A 22388-nucleotide genomic window follows, 5' to 3' on the forward strand; every position below is an offset into this window, starting at 1 on the left:
TTCCCCCTTTTGCCGAGCCCGATAAGGCAAACGGCCGCTCAGAACGCCGGTGCCAGCGCCGGCTTCGCGACGCTCGGCACCCGCCGGGTCGGCAGCTGGTGACGTCCGGTCGCACGGTTGCGGTTCGGGGCCCGGCTCGCCATCGCCGCCGCGGGGATCGGCGTCGGCTCGGCCGGCGCGCGCCGCTCGCCGGGCGCCGGGTTGTGCCGCATCACGGTCTCGGTCCAGGTCAGCACCGCGCCGGGGCTGTCCAGGCCGATCACACCCATCAGGCGGCCGTCGGCGACGTAGCCGACGACGGTGCCGTTGCCCTCCCTCGGGGTGCCGAGCGAGATCGTCTCCGTGCCCAGCTTCGGCACGCCGGCGGCCTGGATCCGCACGCCGAACTGCTCGGTCCAGAACCGGGGCATCGGCGTGAACGGCCGGGCGGCGGACCGACCGGCGAGCAGGCTCTCCGCCGCCGCGCGGCCCATCTCGACCGCGTTCAGCCAGTGCTCGATCCGGCGGGGCTTGTCGTCGAAGCGCAGGTTGGGCCACTGCGCCACGTCACCGGCGGCGACCACGTCCTCCGCGCCGACCACGTGACAGGTCGCCTCGCAGACCACGCCGTCGTCCAGCGGCAGGCCGGACCCGCGCAGCCAGGTCGTCGCCGGCACGGTGCCCGCGGCCACGATCGCGCACGCGGCCAGCATGAACGTGCCGTCGGACAGGTGCAGCTCGATCCCGTCCGGTCGGGGCACCCAGTGCCGCACGGACGTCTCCAGGGCGAGGTCGACGTCGTGGTGGCGGTGCATCGAGGTCATCCACTCGCCGAGCTGCGGGCCGAGCACGTTGCCGAGCAGGTTGGGGCCGCGGGCGACGATCGTCACCTCGCGGTTGAGGTGCCGCAGGCTGCACGCGATCTCGCAGCCGGTGAACCCGCCGCCGACGATCGCCACCGGGCCGCGGCCGGCCGACACCGCCCGCTCGATGCCGAGCGCGTCCTGCATGGTGCGCAGGCCGAGCACCCGCGGGTCGTGGTACGGAACGCCGGGGATCCGCCTGGCCTCCATGCCGGTGGCGATGACCAAACCGTCGTAGGTGAGGTCCTCACCGCCGGGCAGGCGCAGGGTGCGCTTCTGCGGCACGAGGTACTGGACGCTGGTGTCGAGCCGCCACTTCGCGCCGATCTCCCGGTACGCGGGCAGCATCAGGTCGACCGGCTTCATCGCGCCGGTGAGCAGCTGCTTGGACAGCGCGGGCCGGTGGTAGGGCGGGGTGGCCTCGTCGCCGATGATCACCAGCTCGCCGTTGAACCCGAGCTCCCGGAGCCGCTCCGCCGCGCGCAGGCCGGCCAACCCGGCACCCACGACGACCACACGTTCGAGCCGGCTCATTTGCTTCCTACCTCCTGCAACTGGATGGCCCGCATGGGACAGGCGCGTGCCGCGGCCTGCGCGCCCGCCCGGTTCTCGTCGTCCGGATCGCGGACGTAGCGCAACCGTCCGTCCTCCAGCAGGGTGAACAGCTCCGGTGACTCCATCTGACAGATGCCGTACCGCTTGCACCGCTGGTTGTCCACGGCCACCCGAACGGTGCGCGCGACCCCGTTCTGCACGCCAGACGGCTCCTGGATCGGGGAGGCGGCGACCGGTGCCGCGCCGAGCAGGCCCGCGCTGATCAGCAGCCGGGGCGGCAGGAAGCGCAGCACGGTCAGGGTGACCGCCGGGACCAGCACGGTGAACCCGCCGAGCCACATCGCCGACAGGTGCCCGTTGGCGATCGCGCCGAACCAGGAGTGCACCACGAGCATCGCCACCGCCGGGTAGGCGAGCTGGTGGAACCGCAGCCAGCGCCGGTAGTTCACGAACCGCTTGAGCCCGACCCCGATGGCGATCGCGATCATCAGCTCCAGACCGAGGATGCCGAGCGTGTGCCGGAACAGCCCGCTGAACGGGATCGTGATGCCGGTGAGCGACAACCCCTGTTCCCGCAGCAGCAGGAACACGATCGCGTGCGTCATCCCGGCGGCGATCGTGAACGACGCCAGGATCATGTGCCCGGACCGGATGGCCTGGTACCCGGTGAGCCTGCGGATCCAGCCGGTCGCGGTCAGCACACCCCAGCACAGCGTGAAGCACATCAGCACGTAGGCGGCACGGGCGGAGAGCGCGGCGACCTCCCGGACGCCGATGTCGTGGCCGGGCAGGGCGATGATCATGCCGTCCCGCCTTTGCTGAAGCCGCGGACGAGCCCGAGGGTCGCGCCGACCACGAAGACGCCGAGGATCCCGGCGAGCGCGAGGTCGCTGCCGCCGAGCGTGTTCTCCGGGTTGTCGGCGGAGCGGGCGGAGGCCTCGCTGAACAGCCCTTCGGCGGTGACGTGTCCGGTGCCCTCGAGGATCGTCATGTGCTTCATGACCACGGTGTTGGCCGACGTGGCGAACTCCCGGATGGTGTCGTTGCGGGTGCCGGCGCGGACCTCGGCGATCAGCCCGAACACGGTGCCGTGCGCGGCCCGGAGCCGGTTGGCGAAGACCCGGTCGAACTCGTCGCCGGTGGCGGCGCTGATCTCGTCCATCCACTGCTGGTGGTTGGCCTTCGGGGCGTCCGGCAGGTCGACGCCGAACTGCTGGGCCAGCTCCTCGATCTGGACGTTGAGCTGCTTGTGGTCGGCGTTGATGGTGCGGCCGACCTCGCGCACGTTCTCGGAGTTCCCGCGTTGGGCGGCCAGGTCGCCCATCGGGATCTCCCAGAGGTTGGCGAACCGGATGGTGAACAGGAACTCCCGGTCCCGGTCGCTGAACTCGTCGCCGTCGGGCTGCTGAGCCTGCCGCGGCTGCTCGGCGAACGCGAGCCAGGCGGCCGGGAACGCCGACACCAGGAGAGCGAGGAGACCGGCCGCCACCGAGCGGATGACCGCGCGCCGCATCGTGTGTCTCACTTCTGTACGTGGGTGACCGGAGCGCCGTACTCGCTGCTGTCGCCTTCGCGGAAGTTGCAGGCCCCCAGCAAGGCCACGGCCATCGCCGTGACCACCACCAGCCCTACCACCCGAGACGACATCAGCGACTCCTTCCGGCCCGATCGACGCCCCTATATACGGTGGCCGGCACCCCGTCGTTCAACCCGGCGGCCACATTCCGCGCACCGGTTCCCGACCTGCGACGATGGACGCCATGGGCAGCTACCAGGGACAGGCGACCCTCGTCCTCCGCGACGAGACCACGATCGAGGGTCAGGCGACGATCCGGACCAGCAAGCGCCTGTGGGAGGGCACGATCGTGCTCGGCGAGGAGGACCGGGACCGCGCCGGGGAGTTGACCCGCATCGAGCTGCCGACCGGCGAGACCCGCCCGGTCACCGCGACCCGAACGGTGCCGGACGGCGACACCGGCCGTTACGTGGTGACGTTCACCAGCGGCTAGCGGCGGAGCCGGCGAGCGACGGCGAGCACCCGGCGCCCGTAGCCGGCCGCCCGGGGGTGCCTGCGGTCCAGCCAGCTCCGGAACGGCTTGTCCAACGCGCGGCGCAACACCGCCAGCTCGTCCCGTTCCCGCCCGAGCTGCCCGAGCAGCCCGCTGATCGCGACGATCGCCGGTTCGAGCAGTTCGTCGGCGGACACGTCCTCGGGTTGTGGCGCCGGCGTGGTGGCGGTCGCCGGCATCAGCTCGGCGAGGTCGCCGACGACGTCGTACTCGGCCTTGCGCAGCCCGTCGACCAGATGCTGGGACCAGTCGGTCACCCACGCCATCCGGCGCTCGGGCAGCGTCGGCTTCGGTGCGCCCGCGCTGTCGCGCACCAGGATGTCCTCGCCGAGCAGCACCCGCATCAGGTCGTCGGAGTGCCGGGGAGGTACGACGTCGTTGGTGAGCACGGCGTTGACCCGACGCAACAGCTCCGCCTGCGCGACGCCGATCGACGGGTTGCCGCCCGGGACGTCGGTGTCGTACCGGGCGGCGTCGATGCCGAGCACCCGCGCGAACCGCTGCCACAGCAGGTCCCGGGGAGCCCCCGCCTGCGGCACGGTCACGACGTGGATGTTCTCCGCCGGCACGACCTCTTCCCAGCGGGCGAGTACCTCGACCGCGTGGTGCAGGCTCCAGAACATCTCCCCGTAGGGCGGCGGCGCGTCCCGCCCGAGCCGGATGAGGTCGTCGACGAACTTCTCGAACGTGACCGGGAGCCGGTGCTTGAGGTGCTCCTGCCACCCCGAGGCGAGCTGCCGGGCGAGGTCCCGGGCGGTGAACACGACCTCGACCCGCGCCGGCCGCAGGGTGTCGACGGCCCGGGCGATCTGCTCGACGTCCGCGCCGCCGAGGATCTCGTTCGAGATGACCGAGGCCGGCCCGGACCACTCGCGTACCCGCCCGGCGAGCCGGTCCCAGGCGCCGGCCCACGCGGGGTCGCGCTTACCGTCCCAGTGCATGCCACGCAGGTCCATGGTGGCGTGGAAGTGCTCGAACGGTCGTTGGAGCGGGTAGAGGAGCCCGTCGCCGGCCAGCGCCGTGCGGTTGTGCCAGAGGACGTTCTGCAGGTGGGTGGTGCCGGTCTTGGGCGCACCGACATGCAGGAACACGCGGGCCCCGACTCCCACAGGATGCTCCTCGCCTAGGTCCTGGCCTCGGTTGGAAGCAAGCATGGTTGTTCATCGAGGGCGTTACGTCAAGCTGCCCGGCCGGCCAACCAGTCGAACACGTCATCCGCGGCGGCGGCGAGCACCTCGCCGTGGTCGGCGCCCGGATACACGCGGTGGTCGACGGTGGTGCCCTGCCTCCGCGCCTGCTCGACCAGCGCCGCGGTGTACTCGGGATACACGATCCGGTCCGCGGAGCCCTGAGCGACCAGGACCGGCGCGGAGACCCGGCGCCGTGCGAGCTCGTTCTCGGCGAACCACCCCCGCAGCCGGTCCGCGGCGGCCGCGTCCTTCGGCTCGAACTCCGAGCCGGGCAGGTCGGCCTCGGCGTACCGGGCCGCCAGCTCGTCGACGCACGCCTCACGCGCGACCGGCAGGATTTCGAGCGCGCGGGGTCCGAGGTAGTCGGCGAAGTCCAACTCGGGATGCTGGGTCTTGAGCCCGACGAGCATGAGCGTGTAGTAGGTCTGCTCGGCCAGAACGACCTGACCGAGCCGGTCCACCTCGTCGGTCATGTTCGGCGCCGGTGCGTAGGAGACCACTCCCACCAGGTCGTGTCCGTCGGCCACCTCCGCCGCCGCGATGGCCGCGTGCCCACCCTGCGAGTGCCCGATCGCGACCCAGCGGTCACCGAGGTCCGGATGCAGGTCGCGGATCGCCCGCACCGAATCGACAACCGACCGTCCAGCCGACTCTGGAATCAGGTACGGGTGGTCCCCCGGCGTCCCCAACCCCGCGTAGTCGGTGGCGGTGACGGCGTACCCGGCCTCGAGAAACGCGGCGAGCTGCTCGGTGTACCCCGCGAGAGACGGATCCTCGGACGGCGCACAGTCGTCACCGATGCCCGTCGTCCCGTGCGCCCAAGCCAGCACCGGCAGTTCGGGATCGAGTTCCGCTGGCACGAGCGTGATCCCACTGACCGTGTCCGCTTCGCCCGAAGGGGTCACCGACCGGTACGTGATCCGGTGAACGGAGGTCCCTTCCGGCAACCCGTTCAGCCCACGCACAACCTCAGAATCGACCAGCGTCCGCGGCTCACTCTCATCCTGTTCGGCAGGTTCCCCCGCCGAACAGCCACTCCCCACCAACGCGACACCCACCAACACGGAAACGAACCGGTTGCCCATGTAGTCGACCGTCCCATACAGACGTAAGGTAAGCAACCGTGGCCACGACGGAAGAAGGAACCCAGGCGCGCAACCGAGTGATCGAGGCCCTGATCGAGTTGGTCGCCGACGAGGGCATGGACGCCGTCAGCGTGCGCGCGGTGGCCGCGAGAGCGGGCGTAACCGGCGGGATGGTCCAACACCACTTCGCCACCAAGCACGCGATGCTCCTAGCAGCGGCACGTGCCGTCACGGCCCGGGTAGCCGCGACCCTCACCACGTTCCGCGACCTCCCACCCGAGCAGGCACTGCACCGCACCGCGCTGCTCGTCGTCCCCGTCGACGACACCCGCACCGCAGAAGCCCGAGTGTGGCTGGCGTTCATGGCCCGAGCCGCCGTGGACCCCGACCTGGCCGCCGAACACCAACGCACATGGTCCGAGCTGGAGTCCTTCCTGACATCCCTGGTGGCCGCGGCCCACGACCACCCCACCCCCACCCGCCCCGACCGCGACGCCGCCGCCCTACTCCTGGCCACCCTCGACGGCCTGGCAACCGGAGGCCTGGTCGAACCAACCCGCCTGAGCCGCTCCCGGATCCGGGCGCTGGTCAAGCAGGCGGTAGCGACCGCACTCAAGTGACCGGCGCGGGCCATCGGGTTCGTCGATCAGCACGCGCCCTGAGGCGCGCCCGGCGTGTTCGCCGCCCAGCTCACGTCGTGCCCACGGCGATGTCCAGGATCTGGTGGTGCAGGGCGGGGGCCGAGAACAGGGCGCTCCTGGTGTCGCCGTGCCGGTCGTCGGACAGGTCGCTGTAGACGCCCCCGGCTTCCTCGACGATCGGAACGAGTGCGGCGATGTCCCACGGTCCTACTCCCTGTAGCAGGAAGGCATCGAGTTTGCCGGTGGCCACGAGCAGGGCGCCGTGGCATGTCCCGGATCCGGTCGACGGCTTGCGGACGGTGGCTGTCGGCGTGTGGGTGCTGTGCCAGTCCAGCGCCGGGAGCGTGGTTCGGACGTGCATCGCAAGGTTCGCGGCGCGCCGTCGGTCGCGTGCGTCAAGTCGGGCAGGCGGCGGCCAGATACCGATCGCGGCGTCGCGGAGGTCGGCGGCCGCGGTGACGGCGAGCCGCGTTGGCGTCGCGGCGGGGCCCATCGGCAGGCTGGCGCACCAGGCTCCCGAGCCGCGTACGGCCCACCACCGGGTACGACAGGCCGCAGCGGTGACCACACCGAGCGAGACAGCATCGCCTTCAGCCAGGGCGATCAACGTGCCCCACTCGGGTTCGCCAGCGAGAAAACTGGCGGTGCCGTCGATGGCATCGACGATCCACCGGCGCCGGCCGTGGCCATGAGCGCCGAATTCCTCGCCGAGAAAGGCGTCATCGACACGTTCCTGATTGATCAAGGTGCGAACCGCACGTTCGATCTCACGGTCGGCGACGGTGACCGGGCTGTCGTCGCTCTTGGCCTGCCAGACGATGTCGCCGCTCGCGAAATAGCGCGCGGCGATGGCGTCCGCGTGGTCAGCCAGCCGGTGCGCCAGCTCCAGATCAGCTGGTGCGCCGTGGACCTGAGGGACGTCGTCGCTTGTCATGCCGCACCCGCTGCCATGAACATCTTGGGATCTTATTGACAATCCCTCGTTCAGTGCCGATGAGACCTACTGCGAAGTGAACTTCGGCGCCGGCCGTGAGTGAGACTGCGACCGAGACCGTTCTGTACGTGGTGGAGTTGACCAGGCGCCAACTCCACCCCCGTTTCCGCTGGTAAAGACCGCGGAGGCGGAGGGATTTGAACCCCCGGACCCGTGAAGGTCTCCTGTTTTCAAGACAGGTGCATTCGGCCGCTCTGCCACGCCTCCCTACGGGTGCAGGGTAGCGGGCTCAGGTGTCCAGGTCGTCGAGGTGTTCCAGGACTCGTTCGAAGATGGTGGCCAGGGCCTGGTGGTCCTGCTCGGTGAGCAGGTCGATCAGGTGGGTGCGGACACCGTCCACGTGGGTGGGGGCGGTGGTGCGGAGGCGGGACATGCCGGCCTCCGTCAACTCCGCGAACACGCCTCGGGCGTCGTCGCCGCATTCCACCCGTTGGACCAGGCCGGCCGCTTCCAGGCGGCTGATCTGGTGGGACAGGCGGCTCTTGGAGCTGGCTACCTCCCCGGCCAGTTGGGCCATGCGCATGCGGCGACCCTCGCGCTCGGACAGGCGGACCAGGACCTCGTAGTCGGCCAGCGCCAGACCATGGCCGTCCTGGAGCTCTCGGTTCAGTTGTTTGCGCAGCAGCTCGCTGCCGATCACGTACGCACGCCAGGCGCGCATCTCGCTCTGGCTCAGCCATCGCGTTTGTTCCTGGGGCTCGGACACTCCACCAGGGTAGATCGCGGGTGGCTTCGGAACGTGATCGGGCGTTTCACCAGGTCGGGTGGGGTGGGTGGGGTTGTGAGCCCGGGATCGCGGGTGCATGCTGGGGGTACGGCTGGGAACGCTAGTGCCGGGAGAGGGCAGGTGGTGCGGTGACATTCGCAGGAGACCGACCATCGGTTCGTTGCTGGCGCGTTTCCCCAGCTCTTGGCTGACGGGACACGGGCGCCGGGGATTGGGTGCAGCGGCACCCCGACGATGTTGAACCTCGTTTCAGGGCCCCGAACTACGCCTGGCGGGGATCCACGCCGACCTGGTTGAGGCAACGGACCTCGAGATGCCATGAACGGCGCCTCCCCGGCGGGTCGGGCAAGCGCCGTTCATGGCCTTCGTCTTGACTAGCGCAGTTCGGAGTGGGGGTCGGCTGCCACCTCAGCCGCCATGGTGCGCTTGTCCGCCACGCGGGTCTTCGCCCTGGCCGCGCGGGGTGGGACGCCGTTGACGTCCTCCGTGGACGTCGCGTAGGAGCCGATCACCCACGCCACGCCGTCGGACATCCGGTCGAACGCGACGCGGTCGACGTTGCCCAGGTTGTCGCGGGACGTGTGGTAGTTCGGGTCGTAGTTCTGACCGGCGACGCCACCCCACTTCGCGACCTGCTCCTCGGTCTTCACGCCGTCCCCACCGGTGAACAGGCCACCCGCCGGAATGCCGTTGAGGATGAACTCGCCGTAGTCCGAGCGGCCGTTGAAGTCCGTGCCCTCGGTCGGCAGGCCGACCTCCTCGAAGTAGTTCGCGAACGCGGCCTCGATCTGGGCCGAGCCGTACGGACCCGCACCGGCACCCTCGCCGTCCGAGTCGTCGCCGTCGAAGATGAAGTAGCCGGCGTTCGGCGAGCCGATCATGTCGAAGTTCAGGTACAGCGCGATGTCCAGCTGCTCCTCGAACGTCAGGTTCTGCACGTAGTGCGTCGAACCGACCAGGCCGTGCTCCTCAGCACCCCACCAGGCGAACCGCACCGCGTTGTTCACCTTCGGCGAGCCGCCCATCTGGATGGCCGTCTCCAGGAGCGCGGCGCTGCCGGTGGCGTTGTCGTTGATCCCGGCACCGTCCCCGACGCTGTCGAGGTGCGCACCGGCCATCACGACGTTGTTGTGCCGGCCGGTCTGGGTCTCGGCGATCACGTTGTACGTCGTGCGGTCCTCGACCAGGCCCTGCAGGTCGATCGTGACCGACGCGCCCTCCTGGGCGATCAGCGCGGCGCCCTGCTCCTGGGTGACACCCGCCGCGGGGGCACTCGCCGGGTCGACCTCACCGAGCGTGCCGTTCAGCGCGCCGGGGCCGTTGTTGTAGATGATCACCGCCGCGGCGCCCATCTCGCCCGCGACCAGCGCCTTCTGGCCGAAGGTGCACGATCCGCGGCTGACCAGCACGACCGCGCCCTCGGCGGCCACGCCGTCATAATCCGCTGCCTCGCAGCCCGGGGTGTCGTCGGCCGGCACCACCGCGAGCGGGCCGGTCACGCCACCCACCGGGGTGTCCTGGCTGTAACCCATCCGGGCGACCGGGAGGTCAGCGCCGTCGACCGTCGCGGTGGCCAGCTCGGTCTCGTCGTAGACGAACGGGAACTCCTGCCGGGTGACGACGAAGCCGGCGTTCTCGAGCTTGGTCGCGATGTACTCGGCCGACGCCACGTGCCCGGGAGAGCCGGCGGCACGGTTCCCGCCGTTGCGGTCGGCTAGGCGCTGGAAGGCGATCAGGTGCCGGTTGAGGTTGGTGATGCTGACCTTCTTGACCAGCTGGCGGGCCAGCTTCGGTCCGTCCGGCACGTGCTGCTGTGCGGCGGACGCGGGCGCCGCGGCCAGGCTGAGGCCGGTCGCGGCCGCGAGTAACGCGACCCCGGCGCGGAGTGTCGTCTTGCGGGACGGCATGTAGCTTCCTCTCCATCACGGGCGGATGCCGGCGCAGGAGGATCGGCCCCGAACCACGATCGCCGCATCCGGCCAGCACACCCTTGTCGGGATCACAGCGGCTGGTCAAGACCCGTTCGCGTTCTGTTATCGGAACCGATTACGGTCATCACATGCAGGCCATCGTGATCTCTGAGCCAGGCGGTCCGGACGTGTTGACCTGGACGGAGCAACCCGATCCCCGGCCCGGCCCAGGCGAGGTTCTGCTGGATGTCGCGGCCTCCGCGGTCAACCGGGCCGACCTGTTGCAGCGGCAGGGCGTGTACCCGCCGCCGCCCGGGGCGAGCGAGGTGCCGGGCCTGGAGTGCTCCGGCGTGGTGGCCGCGCTCGGCGAGGGCGTGGCTGAGTTCCGGGTCGGCGACGAGGTGTGCGCGCTGCTCGCCGGCGGCGGGTACGGCCAGCGGGTGGCGGTACCCGTCGGGCAGGTGCTGCCGGTGCCGGCGGGGGTGGACCTGGTGACGGCGGCGTCGCTGCCGGAGGTCGCCTGCACGGTGTGGTCCAACGTGGTGCTGACCGCGGGTCTGGTGGCCGGCGAGGTGCTGCTGGTGCACGGCGGCGCGGGTGGGATCGGCACGCACGCGATCCAGGTCGGCAAGGCGCTCGGGGCCACGGTGGCGGTGACCGCGGGGTCGCGGGAGCGGCTGGACCGGTGCGCGGTGCTCGGCGCGGACGTGCTGGTGAACTACGGCGAGCAGGACTTCGTCGAACAGGTGCGCGCGGCCACCGACGGGCACGGGGCGGACGTCGTGCTGGACAACATGGGGGCGAAGTACCTGCCGGGCAACGTGTCGGTGCTGGCGCGCAACGGGCGGCTGGTGGTCATCGGCATGCAGGGCGGGGTGAAGGGCGAGCTGAACCTGGGCAAGCTGCTCGCGAAGTGCGGCTCGGTCACGGCGACGACGTTGCGGAACCGGCCGCTGGAGGAGAAGGCCGCGATCGTGGACGAGGTCGCCACACAGCTGTGGCCACTGGTGGAGGCGGGCACGGTGCAGCCGGTCGTGCACGAGGTGCTGCCGGTGGAGCGGGCGGCGGACGCGCACCGGGCGATGGAGGACGGCGGGGTCTTCGGGAAGCTGATCCTGCGGATGCCCTGACGGACGCCCAACGTACGACTCGCGCGACGGGAACGTACGACTCGCGCGACGGGAACGTACGACTCGCGGGGTCAGCGGGCGGGGTTGGTCAGGGCGGCTACGGCTTCCACGAGGGCATCTACCTCGGCGGCGGTGGTGTAGTGGGCGAGGCCGACGCGGACGGCGCCGCCGACTTCGGCTACGCCGAGGGCGGCGAAGACGCCGCTGGGAACGTCGTCGGCGAAGGCGCAGATGCCCCGGTCGGCCAGGTGGACGATGGCCTCGGCGGCCTTGATGTCGGTGACGGTGAAGGCCAGGGCGGGGATGCGGCGCATGGCGTCGCCGATGACGGTGACGTGGAGGAGACCGCGTAGCTCGGAGATCAGCTTGCCGAGCATGCCGGCCTGGTACGACTTCGCCGAGCCGATCGAGGTCTGCAGGCGCTCGCGGCGGCTGCCGGTGGCCGCGTCGTCGAGGTTCGCCAGGTAGTCGATCGACGCGACCAGGCCGGCGAGCAGCGGGTACGCGTGCTGGCCGAGCTCGAGCCGGCCGGGGCCGCTCTGGTTCGGGCCGAGCGCGTACGACGGCAGCCGGTCGAGCACCGACGGATCGGCGAACGCGAGCGCGCCGACGGTCGGGCCGCCCCACGCGGTGGCCGACACCGCGACCACGTCGGCACCCATCGCCTTGATGTCCATCGGCACGAACGGGGCCGACGACGTCGCGTCCACCACCACCAGGGCCTGCGCCTCGGCGGCCAGCTTGGTGATCTTGGCGAGGTCGGGGCGGGTGCCGACCACCCCGGACGCGGCGGTGACCGCGACCAGCTTGGTGCGGTGCGAGACGAGGCTCTCGTACTGCCACGCGGGCAGTTCGCAGGTCTCGATGTCGATCTCGGCCCAGCGCACGGACGCCCCGGCGCGCTGCGCCACACCCAGCCACGGAGCGATGTTCTGCTGGTGGTCGAGCCGGGAGACCACGATCTCGTCGCCGATCACCCAGCCGCTGCCGACCGCCTCGGCGAGGCGTTGCAGCAGCACCGCGGGGTTGGGGCCGAGCACAACGCCCGCCGGGTCGCAGCCGACCAGGTCGGCGACGGCACGACGGGCGGCGTCGACGATGGCCTCGGCGCGTTGGGAGGCCGGGAAGACCCCGCCCGGTCCGGACACCGGCGCGCGGAGGGCCGTGGACACCGCGGTGGCGACCTGCTCCGGTACCTGCATCCCGGCCGGGGCGTCCAGGTGAATCCAGCCATCACCCAACGCGGGAAACTGACCCCGAATCGCAGCGACGTCGAACGCCATGTACACACCGTACGGAGCCTGGTGAACGCCCTGTTCCCGGGGGCATCCCCCGGTTTCCCGGCGGGCGGCGGCGGTTACCCTCGGTGGGTGACTTCGACAGGCGAGAACGATCCGCAGGGCCGCTCCGAGCAGCCGCAACACGTGGTGGTCATGGGCCCCGACGGCTCGCCGCTGGGCACCGCGAAGATTCCCGACGGCGAGGACGGTCCGAACCCCGAGTCGGTCGGCGACATGGTCGAGCAGCCGGCGAAGGTCATGCGCATCGGCACGATGATCAAGCAGCTGCTCGAGGAGGTCCGGGCGGCACCGTTGGACGACGCCTCGCGCAATCGTTTGCGGGAGATCCACAAGCGCTCGATCGCGGAGCTGGAGGACGGGCTCGCCCCGGAGCTGCGCGAGGAGCTGGAGCGGCTGTCGCTGCCGTTCACCGAGGAGGGCGCCCCGTCGGACGCGGAGCTGCGGATCGCGCAGGCGCAGCTCGTTGGCTGGCTCGAAGGACTGTTCCACGGGATCCAGACCGCGTTGTTCGCCCAGCAGATGGCGGCGCGGGTGCAGCTGGAGTCGATGCGCCGCGGGCTGCCGCCGGGAGCGGGCGGCGACGTGCAGGAGGGCCCGTCGATCCGGGGAACCGGCCAGTACCTCTGATCACCTGGGCCTGGTCTCCAGGTCCAGGAGGAAGCGCTTGCGGTCCAGGCCGCCGCCGTAGCCGGTGAGTCCGGTGGTGCCGACCACGCGGTGGCACGGGACCACGATGCTGATCGGGTTGTGGCCGTTGGCATGCCCGACCGCCCGCGCGGCGGTGGGACGACCGATGCGCTGGGCCAGCTCGCCGTAGGTGATCGTCTCGCCGTAGGGGATCTCCAGCAGGGCCTGCCAGACCGTGTGCCGGAACGGGGTGCCCTCGGGGCGCAGCGGGACGGTGAACTCGGTGCGGTCGCCGGCGAAGTACTCGTTCAGCTGGGTGACGGCGTCGGCGAACTGGTCGTCGTCGCGGTCGCCGAACCCGTTGTCGGCCGGGCGGTGGCGCTGGTCGGTCATGTAGAGGCCGGACAACGCGCCCTCGTCGCCGACCAGGGTCAACGGTCCGACGGGGCTGTCCATGACGGTGTACATGGCTCCACTGTGCACTGGGCGCGCGACGCCGCGCTGGCGGGAATCGGACTCGACTCTGGCCGGTGGGAACCGGAGCGGGCGCGCCGGCATCTACTCTCAGCTGGTCCATCTGGAACGGGGGAGAACATGCCCGACATCGAGTACCGCTTCGGCACGGGCGAGGGTGACCCGAACGTGCACACGTCCGAGGCCGATGTGGACGTCGACGGCGACGGCACGGCGGACGCCGTCGCGCTGGACTTCGACGGGGACGGCCGCGTCGACGACATGATGTGGGACTCGGACGGGGACGGCGTCGCCGACACCGCCGTGCTCGACCTCGACGACGACGGTACGGCGGAGGCGGAGTACTCGGACCCGACCGGCATGGGCACGTGGAACGAGGACGGCCGAGGCGGTGCCTCGGCGGCGGATCCGGCGGCGGAGGTCACGCCGGCGGACACCTCGCACGGCACGGACGCGGGCGGCGAGTACGAGCCGGTGCCGGCGGAGGACGGCGCCGACGCCGGTCCCGGGGGATCCGATGACTCCGAGGGCGACTCCGTGGGCGACGGCGAGGGCGACGTCGGTGCGGAGGCGGACTCCGGCGACGGGGGCGGGTTGCCGGGGATCGGCGGCGGAGCGGAGCCCGGTGCCGAGGAGCCGACCAGCGAGGACCCGGTGGCGGAGGAGCCGACCGAGTACGAGCCCCGACCGAACGACGACCCGAACGACGAGGCCGACGAGCTGTACACCGACGACGGTTCGGACGTCGACACGGACGCGTTCGGCGAGTGGTTCGACAGCGATCTGAGCTGACCGGGAGCCACGCGAACGTACGACTCGCGCGACGGGAACGTACGACTCGCGCGACGGGAACGTACGACTCGCGGGTCAGTCGGAGTTGTTGTCGCCGTTGAGTTGGTAGCGGCGGAGCAGGGGGAGGCCGAACCAGAGGACGCCGAACATCAGGGCGGCGAACGTGGACACGGCGATGGCGAGCCAGTTGCCCAGCACGGCGTCGGTGAGCAGGAGGACGGTGGCGGACATCGCGATCCCCAGGCAGGCCATGCCGGCGACGGCGAAGCGGTTGGCGATCTCGACGATCTTGGGGCGCTGACCCTGCCGGAACAGCATGCGGTGCCACGCCGCGGGTGCGCTCAGCAGGGCGACGGCGGCGGTCGCGAACACCACGGCGACCAGGTGGACTCCATGCTGGAAGGACGTTCCGCGCAAGTACGGCTCGGTGAACGCGACGGCGAGCAGAAAACCGAACAGGAACTGCACGCCCGCCTGCGCCACGCGCAGTTCCTGGAGTAACTCGTTGACGTTCCGCTTCAGCTTCTCGTGCTCGGGCTCGTCGTGATAGGCGTCGTCGCGGCTCTCCGGCATTCCACCGGATTACCTCCGCGTCACCTGCCGAAAACCTCCCGGTTCTGGCCGGTGCGCCGGCCACGCCAGCGTCCGCCACGGGCTGTCCGCCTCGGTCAGCAGGGCGCGGTGTGCCTCGCGGAGAGCCTCGTACCGGTCCTCGTCGCCGGCCAGCAGGCGACCGAGTGCGAACGCGGCCGAGAGGTCGGACCACGACATGTAGTGCCGGGCGCACAGCTCCCCCACCCGCAGCACCGCCTCCTCGGCCGCCGCCCGGTCGCAGTACCCGGCGCGCAGTCCGCAGCGCGCCAGGTTGGCCGCCCGACCCCAGTCGTACGCCCGGACGCCGTGCACGACCCCGTGCGGCGACAGCAGCCCGTCGGCGCGGAACCGGTCCTCGTACCGGGAGATCCGCTCCGCCGCCTCGATCAGCATCGGCACGGCGTGCCAGCTCAGTTCCCCGTCCTCGGCGGCCTGCCGGACGATCCGGCGCCAGCCGGCCAGGTCCGGCGGCACGGTCCGCACGACGGTGGCCTGCCAGCGCAGCTCCAGCGCGAGGTCGTTCGGCCGCTCACCGCGCTCGGCGAGCAGGCCGTCCATCATCCGCTGCCACTCGGTCGCGCCGCGCACGCCCCACCACGACGCCAGCCGCTCGCGCAGCACCAGCTTGCTCAGCCCCGCGCCGGCCGGGTCGTGCCAGTCCTCGCCCTGCTCGACGGCCACGTGCGCGCCGCACGCGAGCCCGAACGCCGGCGGGCCGGCGGGTCTGGTCCGCACCCTGGACAGGATCATGGGCGTCCTCCCAACTCGTCGGGCGACTCGGCGCGCAGGCGACCGACCGGGGGTGGGTCGGGGTCCAGCAGGGGTTCGCGCGGCGCCGGCAGGTCGTACATCGCGTAGACGCGGGCGCGGACCCGTTCCAACGGGTAGCTGTCCGCGTAGATCGCCGCCTTGAAGATCACGCCCTCCATGACGCTGCGGAACATGACCTCCTCCAGCGCCGGGTCGGCGGCCCCGCGCTCGGCGAACAGGTCGCGCAGGGTGTCCTCGAGCAGCGCGATCTGGGTGTCCTTGACGACCTCGACGCGGGCGAACAGCGGATGCGTCGACGGGTGGGTCATCAGGCTCAGCGCCAGCCGCTGCACGGGCAGCGTGGCGGCCGCGCCGGCCAGGATCCCGTCGATCATCGCGGCGAGCCGCTCGTCCGGGGTGCCGGTGACCCCGAGCAGGCCGGTCAGGCCCTCCAGGTACCGGCCGAGGAGTTCCACGACCAGTTCGTGCTTGCCGGGGAAGTAGTAGGTGACCAGCCCTCGGGAGACGCCGGCGCGCCCGGTGATGTCGGAGATCGTGGCGTTGTGGAAGCCCTTCTCGGCGAACACCTCGAGCGCGGCGCCCAGGATCCGCTCGCGCGACTGTTCCCGCAGGTGTTCGTTGGCCTGCGCCGACCGGGGCGACACAAGCGTTGACTGTACATCCGTCCAGTGAACACGGCTACCCGCGGGCGGCCCGGGCGTGGGTGATCGGGCTCACCGGTGACAATGGAGGGATGACCGCCACTCTGAGCAAGCCGGCGTTGCGGATCGGGCCATACCAGGTGGATCCGCCGGTGGTGCTCGCGCCGATGGCGGGGATCACGAACGTGGCGTTCCGGCGGCTGTGCCGGGAGTACGGGGCCGGGCTGTACGTCTGCGAGATGATCACCGCGCGGGCGTTGTTGATCGGCGACCCGAAGACGATGCACATGATGACCTTCGACGCCAGCGAGTCGCCGAGGTCGGTGCAGTTGTACGGGGTCGACCCGGCGACGATGCGGGAGGCGGTCAAGGTCATCGTCGGTGAGGGGTTGGCCGACCACGTCGACACGAACTGGGGTTGTCCGGTCACCAAGGTCACCCGGAAGGGTGGCGGGGCCGCTCTGCCGTACAAGCGGCGGCTGTTCGCGGACATCATCCGGGCCTGTGTGGAGGCGGCGGAACCGGCCGGGGTGCCGGTGACCGCGAAGTTCCGCATCGGGATCGACGACGAGCACCACACCTATCTCGACGCGGGGCGGATCGCCGAGGGCGAAGGCGCGGTGGCTGTCGCGTTGCACGCGCGGACGGCGGCGCAGCGGTACTCCGGGCAGGCGGACTGGAGCCACATCGCCCGGCTCAAGGAGGCCGTGACCACGATCCCGGTGCTCGGCAACGGTGACATCTTCACCTCCGGGGACGCGCTGGCGATGATGGAGCGAACCGGGTGCGACGGCGTCGTCGTGGGGCGCGGCTGTCTCGGGCGGCCGTGGCTGTTCGGGGAGTTGCAGGCGGCGTTCGCCGGTGAGCCGGTGCCGGAGGGGCCGAACCTGGGCGAGGTCGCGCGGGTGTTGCGCCGGCACGCCGAACTGCTCGTCGAGCACGACGGCGAGGAGAAGGGCGTGCGGGACCTGCGCAAGCACATGGCCTGGTACCTCATGGGCTTCCCGGTCGGCTCGCCGCTGCGTCGCCGGCTCGCGATGGTGTCGACGCTCGCCGAGTTGGACGACCTGCTCGGGGAGCTCGACCACGACGCGCCGTTCCCGTCCGCGGGCGAGGGGCCGCGCGGCCGGCAGGGCTCGCCGGGCCGCGTGACGCTGCCGTACGGCTGGCTCGACGACCCGGACGACCCGACCGTGCCGGCCGGCGCGGACATGATGCACTCGGGCGGCTGATCAACTCAGCCGGGCGGAGACCTGTCGGGTGACGCTCAGCAGCAGCGGGGCGATCCGTTCGGCACGGGCCGAGGTGAGGCGGGAGCGTGGCCCACACACGCTGATCGCCGCGATGACCACGCCGCGGACGCCGAAGACCGGGGCGGCGACCGCGCCGGCGTCCGGGTTCCGTTCGCCGCTCGACATCACGTAGCCACGCTCGCGGGCGTGGTCGAGGTCCCGGTTCAGTGCCGCGATCGCGTCCTGGTCGAGGTCGTACTGCTCCGACTCCAGGGCGATCGCGCGTTCGCGGAACTCGGGGTCGGCGTGGGCGAGCAGGATCTTGCCGCTCGCGCCGGCGTGCCACGGGCGGAAGACGCCGAGTTCCACGGTCATCCGCACGTGTCGCGGGCTCTCGAACTGCGCCACGTGCACCCGGCCGCCCGCGACCGGGCGGGACAGCAGCGTCGTCTCCTCCGTCCGGTCGCGCAGGTCGCGCAGCAGGGGCGCGGCCTCGCTCTCCAGCTTGGACAGGCTCAACGCCCTGGCGCCCATCGCCACCGCCGCGGAGCCGAGCAGGTAGCCCATCGTGCCGGGGTCCTGCTCGACCAGGTTCCGCGAGGTCAGCGAGCGGAGCACGCGGTGGGCGACCGACTTGCCCATGCCCAGCTCCGCGGCCACCTCGGTGACCCCGAGCGGTTCGGTCGAGTCCATCAACAGCAACAGGACGTCGGCGACGCGGTCGGCCGATTCCGTTCCACCGGTGGTTCCGCTGAGAGGAACCGCATGATGTAGCGACACCTGGATATCCCTCATTTTGAGCCGACGGCTTGACGCTCGATGCGGATAATCCTAGCGTACGAGCCTGTTGAACACCTCGAAACCGTGTTCCTCCCAAAGGAATTCCGAGGAGATTCGCGATGCTGCAATCGGCCAGGGTTCTCGATCTGACCTGGGTGCTCGGCGGCCCGTTCGGCGGCCAGCTCCTGGCTCAGCTCGGCGCCGAGGTGATCAAGGTCGAGCCGGCGGGAGGTGATCCCGCGCGGGAGATTCCACCGCACTACGTCGGCGATCTCTCGTCGTTCTTCCTGTCGGTCAACCGGGGGAAGAAATCGATCGCGCTCGATCTGAAGACCGAGGCCGGGCTGACCGCCTTCTACGACCTCGTACGCCGGTCCGACGCGGTGCTCTACGGGTTCGCACCCGATGTTCCCGAGCGGCTCGGCATCGACTACGAACGCCTTCGCGAGATCAATCCGGCGATCGTCGTGGGTGAGCTGATCGGGATTCACGACAGCGGCCCGTACAAGCGGGCGCCCGCCTACGACCTGGTGGTGCAGGCGCTCAGCGGCGTCATGAGCATCACCGGTGCTGAGGACGGCGAGCCGGCGCGCGTCGGGTACCAGATCGCCGACCTGGCCGGCGGGCTGTATCTGGCGCTGGGCGTGTCCGGGGCGTTGTACTCGGCGGGCAGGACCGGGCGCGGCGAGAAGGTGCAGGTCTCGCTGCTCGACGCGCAGTTGGGCCTGTTGACCTGGCAGGCGCAGAACTACTTCATCTCCGGTGAGGAGCCCCGGGCCAAGGGATCGCGCAGCCCGAACATCGCGCCGAGCGAGGCGTTCCGCTGCCGCGACGGTCGCTATCTCGCCGTGTCGCCGACCGGCGCGAGCTACTGGCGGGCTTTCTGCGCCGCCATGGGTGTGCCGGAGCTGGCCGACGACCCGCGGTTCAGCGACCGGTACAGCCGGCTGACGAATGTCGAGCAGCTGGTCGAGATCCTGCGGCCGCTGTTCCTCACCCGGGACGCCGCGACCTGGGGCAAGCACTTCTTCGACCTGCGGATTCCGGCCGCCCCGGTGCTCACCGTCTCCGAGGCGCTCGACCAGGAGACCGCGCGGTTGCGCGACATGGTCGAGGTCGCCGAGGACCCGAGGTCCGGCGAGCAGGTGAGCCTGCTCGGCAGCCCGGTCAAGTTCGATGGCGCGCGGCAGCTGCGTTATCCACCGAGACACGGCGCGGACACCGCCGACGTACTGGCGGAGCTGTGTGGCTATTCCGCCGAACGCATCGGCGAAGTCCTCGTCACCGATCCGAACCACGAACAGCAGAGGGAGCAGCATGACCAGGCCGAGTGATGTGAAGCCGCGGGAAGGGGACCTTCCGGGAACCCGCTGGGACGATTTCGAGATCGGTGCCGAGCTGCCGTCGTTCAGCTTCACGATCAGCCCGGAAATCGTCGCGGAGTACTCCCGCGCGATCGAGAACGATCCGAACGGCTATGTGCTCGACGGCAAGCGCGTCGCCATTCCGTCGATTCTCTCGGTCTATCTCATGGCGACCCTGTACCGGCGGTATCCACCGACCCAGGGCGGAATCATGGCGGGGAACAAGTTCCGTTACTACGGACTCATCAGCGCGGACAGCGACACGACGATCGTGGGCTCCGGCGAGATCCTGGACAAGTTCGAGAAGCGCGGCCGGCGGTACGTGCGTTATGTCGCGCGGTTCACGGGCGCGGACGGGAAGACGATCGCCGAGGCGGAGAACATCAGCACTTTTCCCAACTGAAAGCACGGTGCGCGACATGAAGAAGGACTACCTGATCACCCAGGAGATGATCGACCGCTACGGCGAGATCAACGGTGACAACGACATCATCCACTACGACGTCGAATACGCGCGAGAACGCGGGTTCAAGGCGCCCATCGCGCACGGTCTGATGGTCCAGGGCTACGCGAGTGCGCTCGGCGCCGAGAAGTACGGGGCGGACTGGTTCACCCGCGGCGAGATCGAGGTCAAGTTCGTCGGTCCGCTCTACCCGGACGAGACCATCACGGTCGAGATCGACGACGAGGGCCGGCTCGACGTGTCAGCCGGCGACCGCACCTGCATCGTCGGCAGCGCTCGGCTTCGCGATGCCTCGTGACCTGGAGACGCGCATCGCCGTCCACGACGAGGACGGCGTCACGATCCGCGGCCGGTCCCTCGAAGCGGACCTGATCGGGCGGGCCGGCTACGCCGACGTGCTCATGCTGGGCACGCTCGGCCGGCTGCCCGACCCGGACCAACGCCGGGTGCTCGACGGCTGCCTCGTCGCGTTGATGGAAGCCGGCCTCAACCCGAGCACCCTGGTGACCCGGATGACGGCCCTCGCGGCACCCGACCAGGCCCAGGCCGCGATGGCGGCCGGGCTGCTGACCGTCGGCGACGTCTACGTCGGCAGCGTCCAGGAGTGCGCCCGGCTGCTCGCGACGATCGCCGCCGCCGAGGACCCGGACCGGTCCGCGTCGGCGGCGGTCGACGACCTCCTCGGCCGGGCGGCACGCGTCCCGGGGCTCGGCCACGGACGGCACGGCGACGACGACCCGCGCGCACTCGCGGTCCTGCGGCTCGCGGCCGACCGCGGCTGCGCCGGAGAGCACCACGCCGCGCTGGACACGCTCCGCCGGACCACGGCGGAGCGGCTCGGCCGGTCCCTGGTGGTCAACGTGACCGGCGCCGTCGCGGCCGCCCTGCTCGACCTTGGCTTCCCGGTGTCGGCCGCCCGCCCGATCGCCCTCGCGGCCCGCGCCGGCGGCCTGGTCGGGCACGTGGTCGAGGAACTGCACCGACCGACAGCGAAGGACCTGTGGTCCGACGCGCGCTCCCGGGTCCGGTACCGCGAACCGGCCGGACCCGACCGGACTCACGAGCACGACCAGGAGGTGACGCCATGACCATCGACCGAAGGGCGTTCCTGTCGGCTTCGGCACTCGTCCTCGCCGCCAGCGCGTGCAGCGCGGTGGGCGGCGCGACCGACACCGCACAGCCGGCCGAGCGGGAGGGGCCGCTGTCCGACGCGGACTTCGCGTCGCTGGTGCGCGACGCCAAGGCCGAGGGCAAGGTCACCTTCTACTGCGTGCCCGGCGAGGAGACCATGCGCACCTGGGTCGGGCCGTTCCAGGACGAGTACGGCATCCAGGTCGAGATCTACCGGGCCACGGTGAGCGACATCTACCGGCGGTTCAGCGAGGAGAGCTCCGCCGGCCGGCACCTGGCCGACGTGGTGTCGATGAGCGTGCCCTCCTACATCCAGGACTCGGTGGACCAGGGCTGGGCGGTCCGGTACCGCACCCGCAACCACGACCACCTGGACCAGAAGCTGATCACGGCCGAGGCCGGCTACCCGATGTACGCGGTGATCACCTCGATCGCCTGGAACGAGAACGAGGTCAGCGCCGCGCTGCAGGAACGCCTCGTGCGGGGCGACTACACGGCGTTGCTGGACGAGGAGCTCAGCGGCCGGGTCGGGATCGTCGGGCCGACCGCCGGGGGTACCCAGCTCGGTACGCACGTGGCGATCGTCGACGACCAGAACCTCGGCTGGTCCTTCCTGGAGGACCTGAAGGCCGCGGACGCGGCGGTCTTCGAGAGCTCGGTTCCGTTCGTCGCCAACGATCTGGCCTCCGGCGAGTACGCCGCCGGCATCGGGGTTCCGGACGCGGTCGCCGTGCCGAGGATCTACGAGGGAGCACCGGTCCGGCTCGGCTACCCCGATCCGGCGCCGTCGTCGATGCACCAGTTCTTCGTCAGCGCCAACGCCCCGCACGGCGCGGCGGCCCGGCTGTTCCTGGAGTGGGGAACGAGCCTCGAAGCCCAGGACGCGCTCGCGGAGGTCTCCGGCGGGCTCGTCGGCCACCGCGAGTGGCGGGACCAGCGCGCGATCCGGACCGAGTCCTGGTACCAGCCGCCGGCCGGGGGCATCGACGTCGCCTGGCAGCGGGACCTGAGCCTGGACGACAGCGATCAGTTCATCGAGGAATGGCTCGACCGGCTCGGCTGAGAGCGCGGTGAG

The 22388-nt window shown here is 70.9% G+C and carries 26 protein-coding genes and 1 tRNA gene; 11 read left to right on the forward strand and 16 right to left on the reverse strand.

Features of this window, described 5'->3' with window-relative positions; translation table 11 throughout:
• Window positions 1-38: 38 nt before the first annotated feature.
• Genes JT362_RS22525 through JT362_RS22540 form a run of 4 tightly spaced genes read right to left on the reverse strand, consistent with a single transcriptional unit; the run spans window position 39 to window position 3044 of the window.
• Window positions 39-1376, reverse strand: a complete 1338-nt coding sequence (locus JT362_RS22525) for an NAD(P)/FAD-dependent oxidoreductase (protein ID WP_260193590.1) — start codon at window positions 1374-1376, stop codon at window positions 39-41.
• On the reverse strand, window positions 1373-2200 hold the full coding sequence (locus JT362_RS22530) for a ferredoxin (RefSeq protein ID WP_260193591.1): 828 nt from the start codon (window positions 2198-2200) through the stop codon (window positions 1373-1375). Before JT362_RS22530 ends, JT362_RS22525 begins: the two co-directional genes overlap by 4 nt.
• Complete coding sequence (locus tag JT362_RS22535; protein ID WP_260193592.1) at window positions 2197-2910, reverse strand: DUF4142 domain-containing protein; 714 nt, start codon at window positions 2908-2910, stop codon at window positions 2197-2199. Before JT362_RS22535 ends, JT362_RS22530 begins: the two co-directional genes overlap by 4 nt.
• An 8-nt stretch (window positions 2911-2918) precedes the next feature.
• Complete coding sequence (locus JT362_RS22540; RefSeq protein WP_260193593.1) at window positions 2919-3044, reverse strand: hypothetical protein; 126 nt, start codon at window positions 3042-3044, stop codon at window positions 2919-2921.
• Window positions 3045-3157: 113 nt separating this feature from the next.
• Here JT362_RS22540 and JT362_RS22545 point away from each other — a divergent pair, with 113 nt between their 5' ends.
• Window positions 3158-3406 (forward strand): hypothetical protein, encoded by a 249-nt coding sequence (locus tag JT362_RS22545; protein ID WP_260193594.1) that lies wholly within the window; start codon window positions 3158-3160, stop codon window positions 3404-3406.
• Here the strand turns inward: JT362_RS22545 and JT362_RS22550 are convergent.
• Together JT362_RS22550 and JT362_RS22555 are read right to left on the reverse strand one after the other, a co-directional pair.
• Window positions 3403-4575, reverse strand: a complete 1173-nt coding sequence (locus JT362_RS22550; RefSeq protein ID WP_260193595.1) for a hypothetical protein — start codon at window positions 4573-4575, stop codon at window positions 3403-3405. The two genes, JT362_RS22545 and JT362_RS22550, sit on opposite strands and share 4 nt — an antisense overlap.
• Window positions 4576-4643: 68 nt before the next feature.
• Window positions 4644-5516, reverse strand: coding sequence for an alpha/beta hydrolase family protein (locus JT362_RS22555; RefSeq protein ID WP_260193596.1), 873 nt, complete (start codon window positions 5514-5516; stop codon window positions 4644-4646).
• A 263-nt stretch (window positions 5517-5779) separates the two neighbouring features.
• Here JT362_RS22555 and JT362_RS22560 point away from each other — a divergent pair, with 263 nt between their 5' ends.
• A complete protein-coding gene (locus JT362_RS22560; RefSeq protein ID WP_260193598.1) occupies window positions 5780-6361 on the forward strand; it encodes a TetR/AcrR family transcriptional regulator in 582 nt (193 codons plus the stop codon).
• 70 nt (window positions 6362-6431) lie between these two features.
• Here the strand turns inward: JT362_RS22560 and JT362_RS22565 are convergent, their stop codons facing one another.
• From JT362_RS22565 to JT362_RS22580, 4 genes are all read right to left on the reverse strand, one after another.
• Entirely contained in the window at window positions 6432-7316 is an 885-nt protein-coding gene (locus tag JT362_RS22565) for an inositol monophosphatase family protein (protein WP_260193599.1), read from the reverse strand.
• A 182-nt stretch (window positions 7317-7498) separates the two neighbouring features.
• A tRNA-Ser gene (locus JT362_RS22570) sits at window positions 7499-7583 on the reverse strand.
• A gap of 22 nt (window positions 7584-7605) precedes the next feature.
• The gene (locus tag JT362_RS22575; RefSeq protein ID WP_375546548.1) at window positions 7606-8037 is read right to left on the reverse strand and encodes a MarR family winged helix-turn-helix transcriptional regulator; all 432 of its coding nucleotides are present in this window, start codon (window positions 8035-8037) and stop codon (window positions 7606-7608) included.
• Between the two features lie 440 nt (window positions 8038-8477).
• Window positions 8478-10010: a M28 family metallopeptidase gene (locus JT362_RS22580; protein WP_260193601.1), complete on the reverse strand. Its 1533-nt coding sequence runs from the start codon at window positions 10008-10010 to the stop codon at window positions 8478-8480.
• A 152-nt stretch (window positions 10011-10162) separates the two neighbouring features.
• On the opposite strand from JT362_RS22580, the gene JT362_RS22585 reads away from it, so the two are divergent.
• Complete coding sequence (locus JT362_RS22585) at window positions 10163-11143, forward strand: NAD(P)H-quinone oxidoreductase (protein ID WP_260193602.1); 981 nt, start codon at window positions 10163-10165, stop codon at window positions 11141-11143.
• Between the two features lie 71 nt (window positions 11144-11214).
• Here JT362_RS22585 and JT362_RS22590 read toward each other — a convergent pair whose 3' ends face one another.
• Window positions 11215-12426, reverse strand: coding sequence for a cysteine desulfurase-like protein (locus JT362_RS22590; protein WP_260193603.1), 1212 nt, complete (start codon window positions 12424-12426; stop codon window positions 11215-11217).
• Window positions 12427-12576: 150 nt separating this feature from the next.
• On the opposite strand from JT362_RS22590, the gene JT362_RS22595 reads away from it, so the two are divergent.
• A complete protein-coding gene (locus JT362_RS22595; RefSeq protein ID WP_260193836.1) occupies window positions 12577-13071 on the forward strand; it encodes a bacterial proteasome activator family protein in 495 nt (164 codons plus the stop codon).
• Here JT362_RS22595 and JT362_RS22600 read toward each other — a convergent pair whose 3' ends face one another.
• Window positions 13072-13539: a methylated-DNA--[protein]-cysteine S-methyltransferase gene (locus JT362_RS22600; RefSeq protein WP_260193604.1), complete on the reverse strand. Its 468-nt coding sequence runs from the start codon at window positions 13537-13539 to the stop codon at window positions 13072-13074.
• Between the two features lie 126 nt (window positions 13540-13665).
• Here JT362_RS22600 and JT362_RS22605 point away from each other — a divergent pair, with 126 nt between their 5' ends.
• Window positions 13666-14337: a hypothetical protein gene (locus JT362_RS22605; protein ID WP_260193605.1), complete on the forward strand. Its 672-nt coding sequence runs from the start codon at window positions 13666-13668 to the stop codon at window positions 14335-14337.
• Window positions 14338-14412: 75 nt separating this feature from the next.
• Here the strand turns inward: JT362_RS22605 and JT362_RS22610 are convergent, their stop codons facing one another.
• The 3 genes from JT362_RS22610 to JT362_RS22620 are packed head-to-tail and all read right to left on the reverse strand — an operon-like array spanning window position 14413 to window position 16346.
• The gene (locus JT362_RS22610; protein ID WP_260193607.1) at window positions 14413-14910 is read right to left on the reverse strand and encodes a DUF6328 family protein; all 498 of its coding nucleotides are present in this window, start codon (window positions 14908-14910) and stop codon (window positions 14413-14415) included.
• A gap of 9 nt (window positions 14911-14919) precedes the next feature.
• Window positions 14920-15681 (reverse strand): DUF1266 domain-containing protein, encoded by a 762-nt coding sequence (locus JT362_RS22615; RefSeq protein ID WP_260193608.1) that lies wholly within the window; start codon window positions 15679-15681, stop codon window positions 14920-14922.
• On the reverse strand, window positions 15678-16346 hold the full coding sequence (locus JT362_RS22620) for a TetR/AcrR family transcriptional regulator (protein WP_260193609.1): 669 nt from the start codon (window positions 16344-16346) through the stop codon (window positions 15678-15680). Before JT362_RS22620 ends, JT362_RS22615 begins: the two co-directional genes overlap by 4 nt.
• 89 nt (window positions 16347-16435) lie before the next feature.
• On the opposite strand from JT362_RS22620, the gene dusB reads away from it, so the two are divergent.
• Window positions 16436-17575: a tRNA dihydrouridine synthase DusB gene (gene dusB / locus JT362_RS22625; protein ID WP_260193610.1), complete on the forward strand. Its 1140-nt coding sequence runs from the start codon at window positions 16436-16438 to the stop codon at window positions 17573-17575.
• Here dusB and JT362_RS22630 read toward each other — a convergent pair whose 3' ends face one another.
• Window positions 17576-18370 carry an IclR family transcriptional regulator gene (locus JT362_RS22630; RefSeq protein ID WP_260193611.1) on the reverse strand — a complete coding sequence of 265 codons (795 nt, stop codon included), beginning with the start codon at window positions 18368-18370 and terminating at the stop codon, window positions 17576-17578.
• Between the two features lie 104 nt (window positions 18371-18474).
• Here JT362_RS22630 and JT362_RS22635 point away from each other — a divergent pair, with 104 nt between their 5' ends.
• Genes JT362_RS22635 through JT362_RS22655 form a run of 5 tightly spaced genes read left to right on the forward strand, consistent with a single transcriptional unit; the run spans window position 18475 to window position 22376 of the window.
• A complete protein-coding gene (locus JT362_RS22635; RefSeq protein ID WP_260193612.1) occupies window positions 18475-19689 on the forward strand; it encodes a CaiB/BaiF CoA transferase family protein in 1215 nt (404 codons plus the stop codon).
• Complete coding sequence (locus JT362_RS22640) at window positions 19673-20122, forward strand: MaoC family dehydratase (RefSeq protein WP_260193613.1); 450 nt, start codon at window positions 19673-19675, stop codon at window positions 20120-20122. The genes JT362_RS22635 and JT362_RS22640 overlap by 17 nt, the downstream gene beginning before the upstream one ends.
• 16 nt (window positions 20123-20138) lie before the next feature.
• Window positions 20139-20480 (forward strand): MaoC family dehydratase, encoded by a 342-nt coding sequence (locus JT362_RS22645; protein ID WP_260193614.1) that lies wholly within the window; start codon window positions 20139-20141, stop codon window positions 20478-20480.
• Window positions 20470-21270 carry a citryl-CoA lyase gene (locus tag JT362_RS22650; protein WP_260193616.1) on the forward strand — a complete coding sequence of 267 codons (801 nt, stop codon included), beginning with the start codon at window positions 20470-20472 and terminating at the stop codon, window positions 21268-21270. Before JT362_RS22645 ends, JT362_RS22650 begins: the two co-directional genes overlap by 11 nt.
• Entirely contained in the window at window positions 21267-22376 is a 1110-nt protein-coding gene (locus tag JT362_RS22655) for an ABC transporter substrate-binding protein (protein ID WP_260193617.1), read from the forward strand. The genes JT362_RS22650 and JT362_RS22655 overlap by 4 nt, the downstream gene beginning before the upstream one ends.
• The last annotated feature ends 12 nt before the right edge of the window (window positions 22377-22388 follow it).

This window comes from Actinophytocola gossypii (assembly GCF_025165815.1).
GTDB lineage: Bacteria > Actinomycetota > Actinomycetes > Mycobacteriales > Pseudonocardiaceae > Actinophytocola > Actinophytocola gossypii.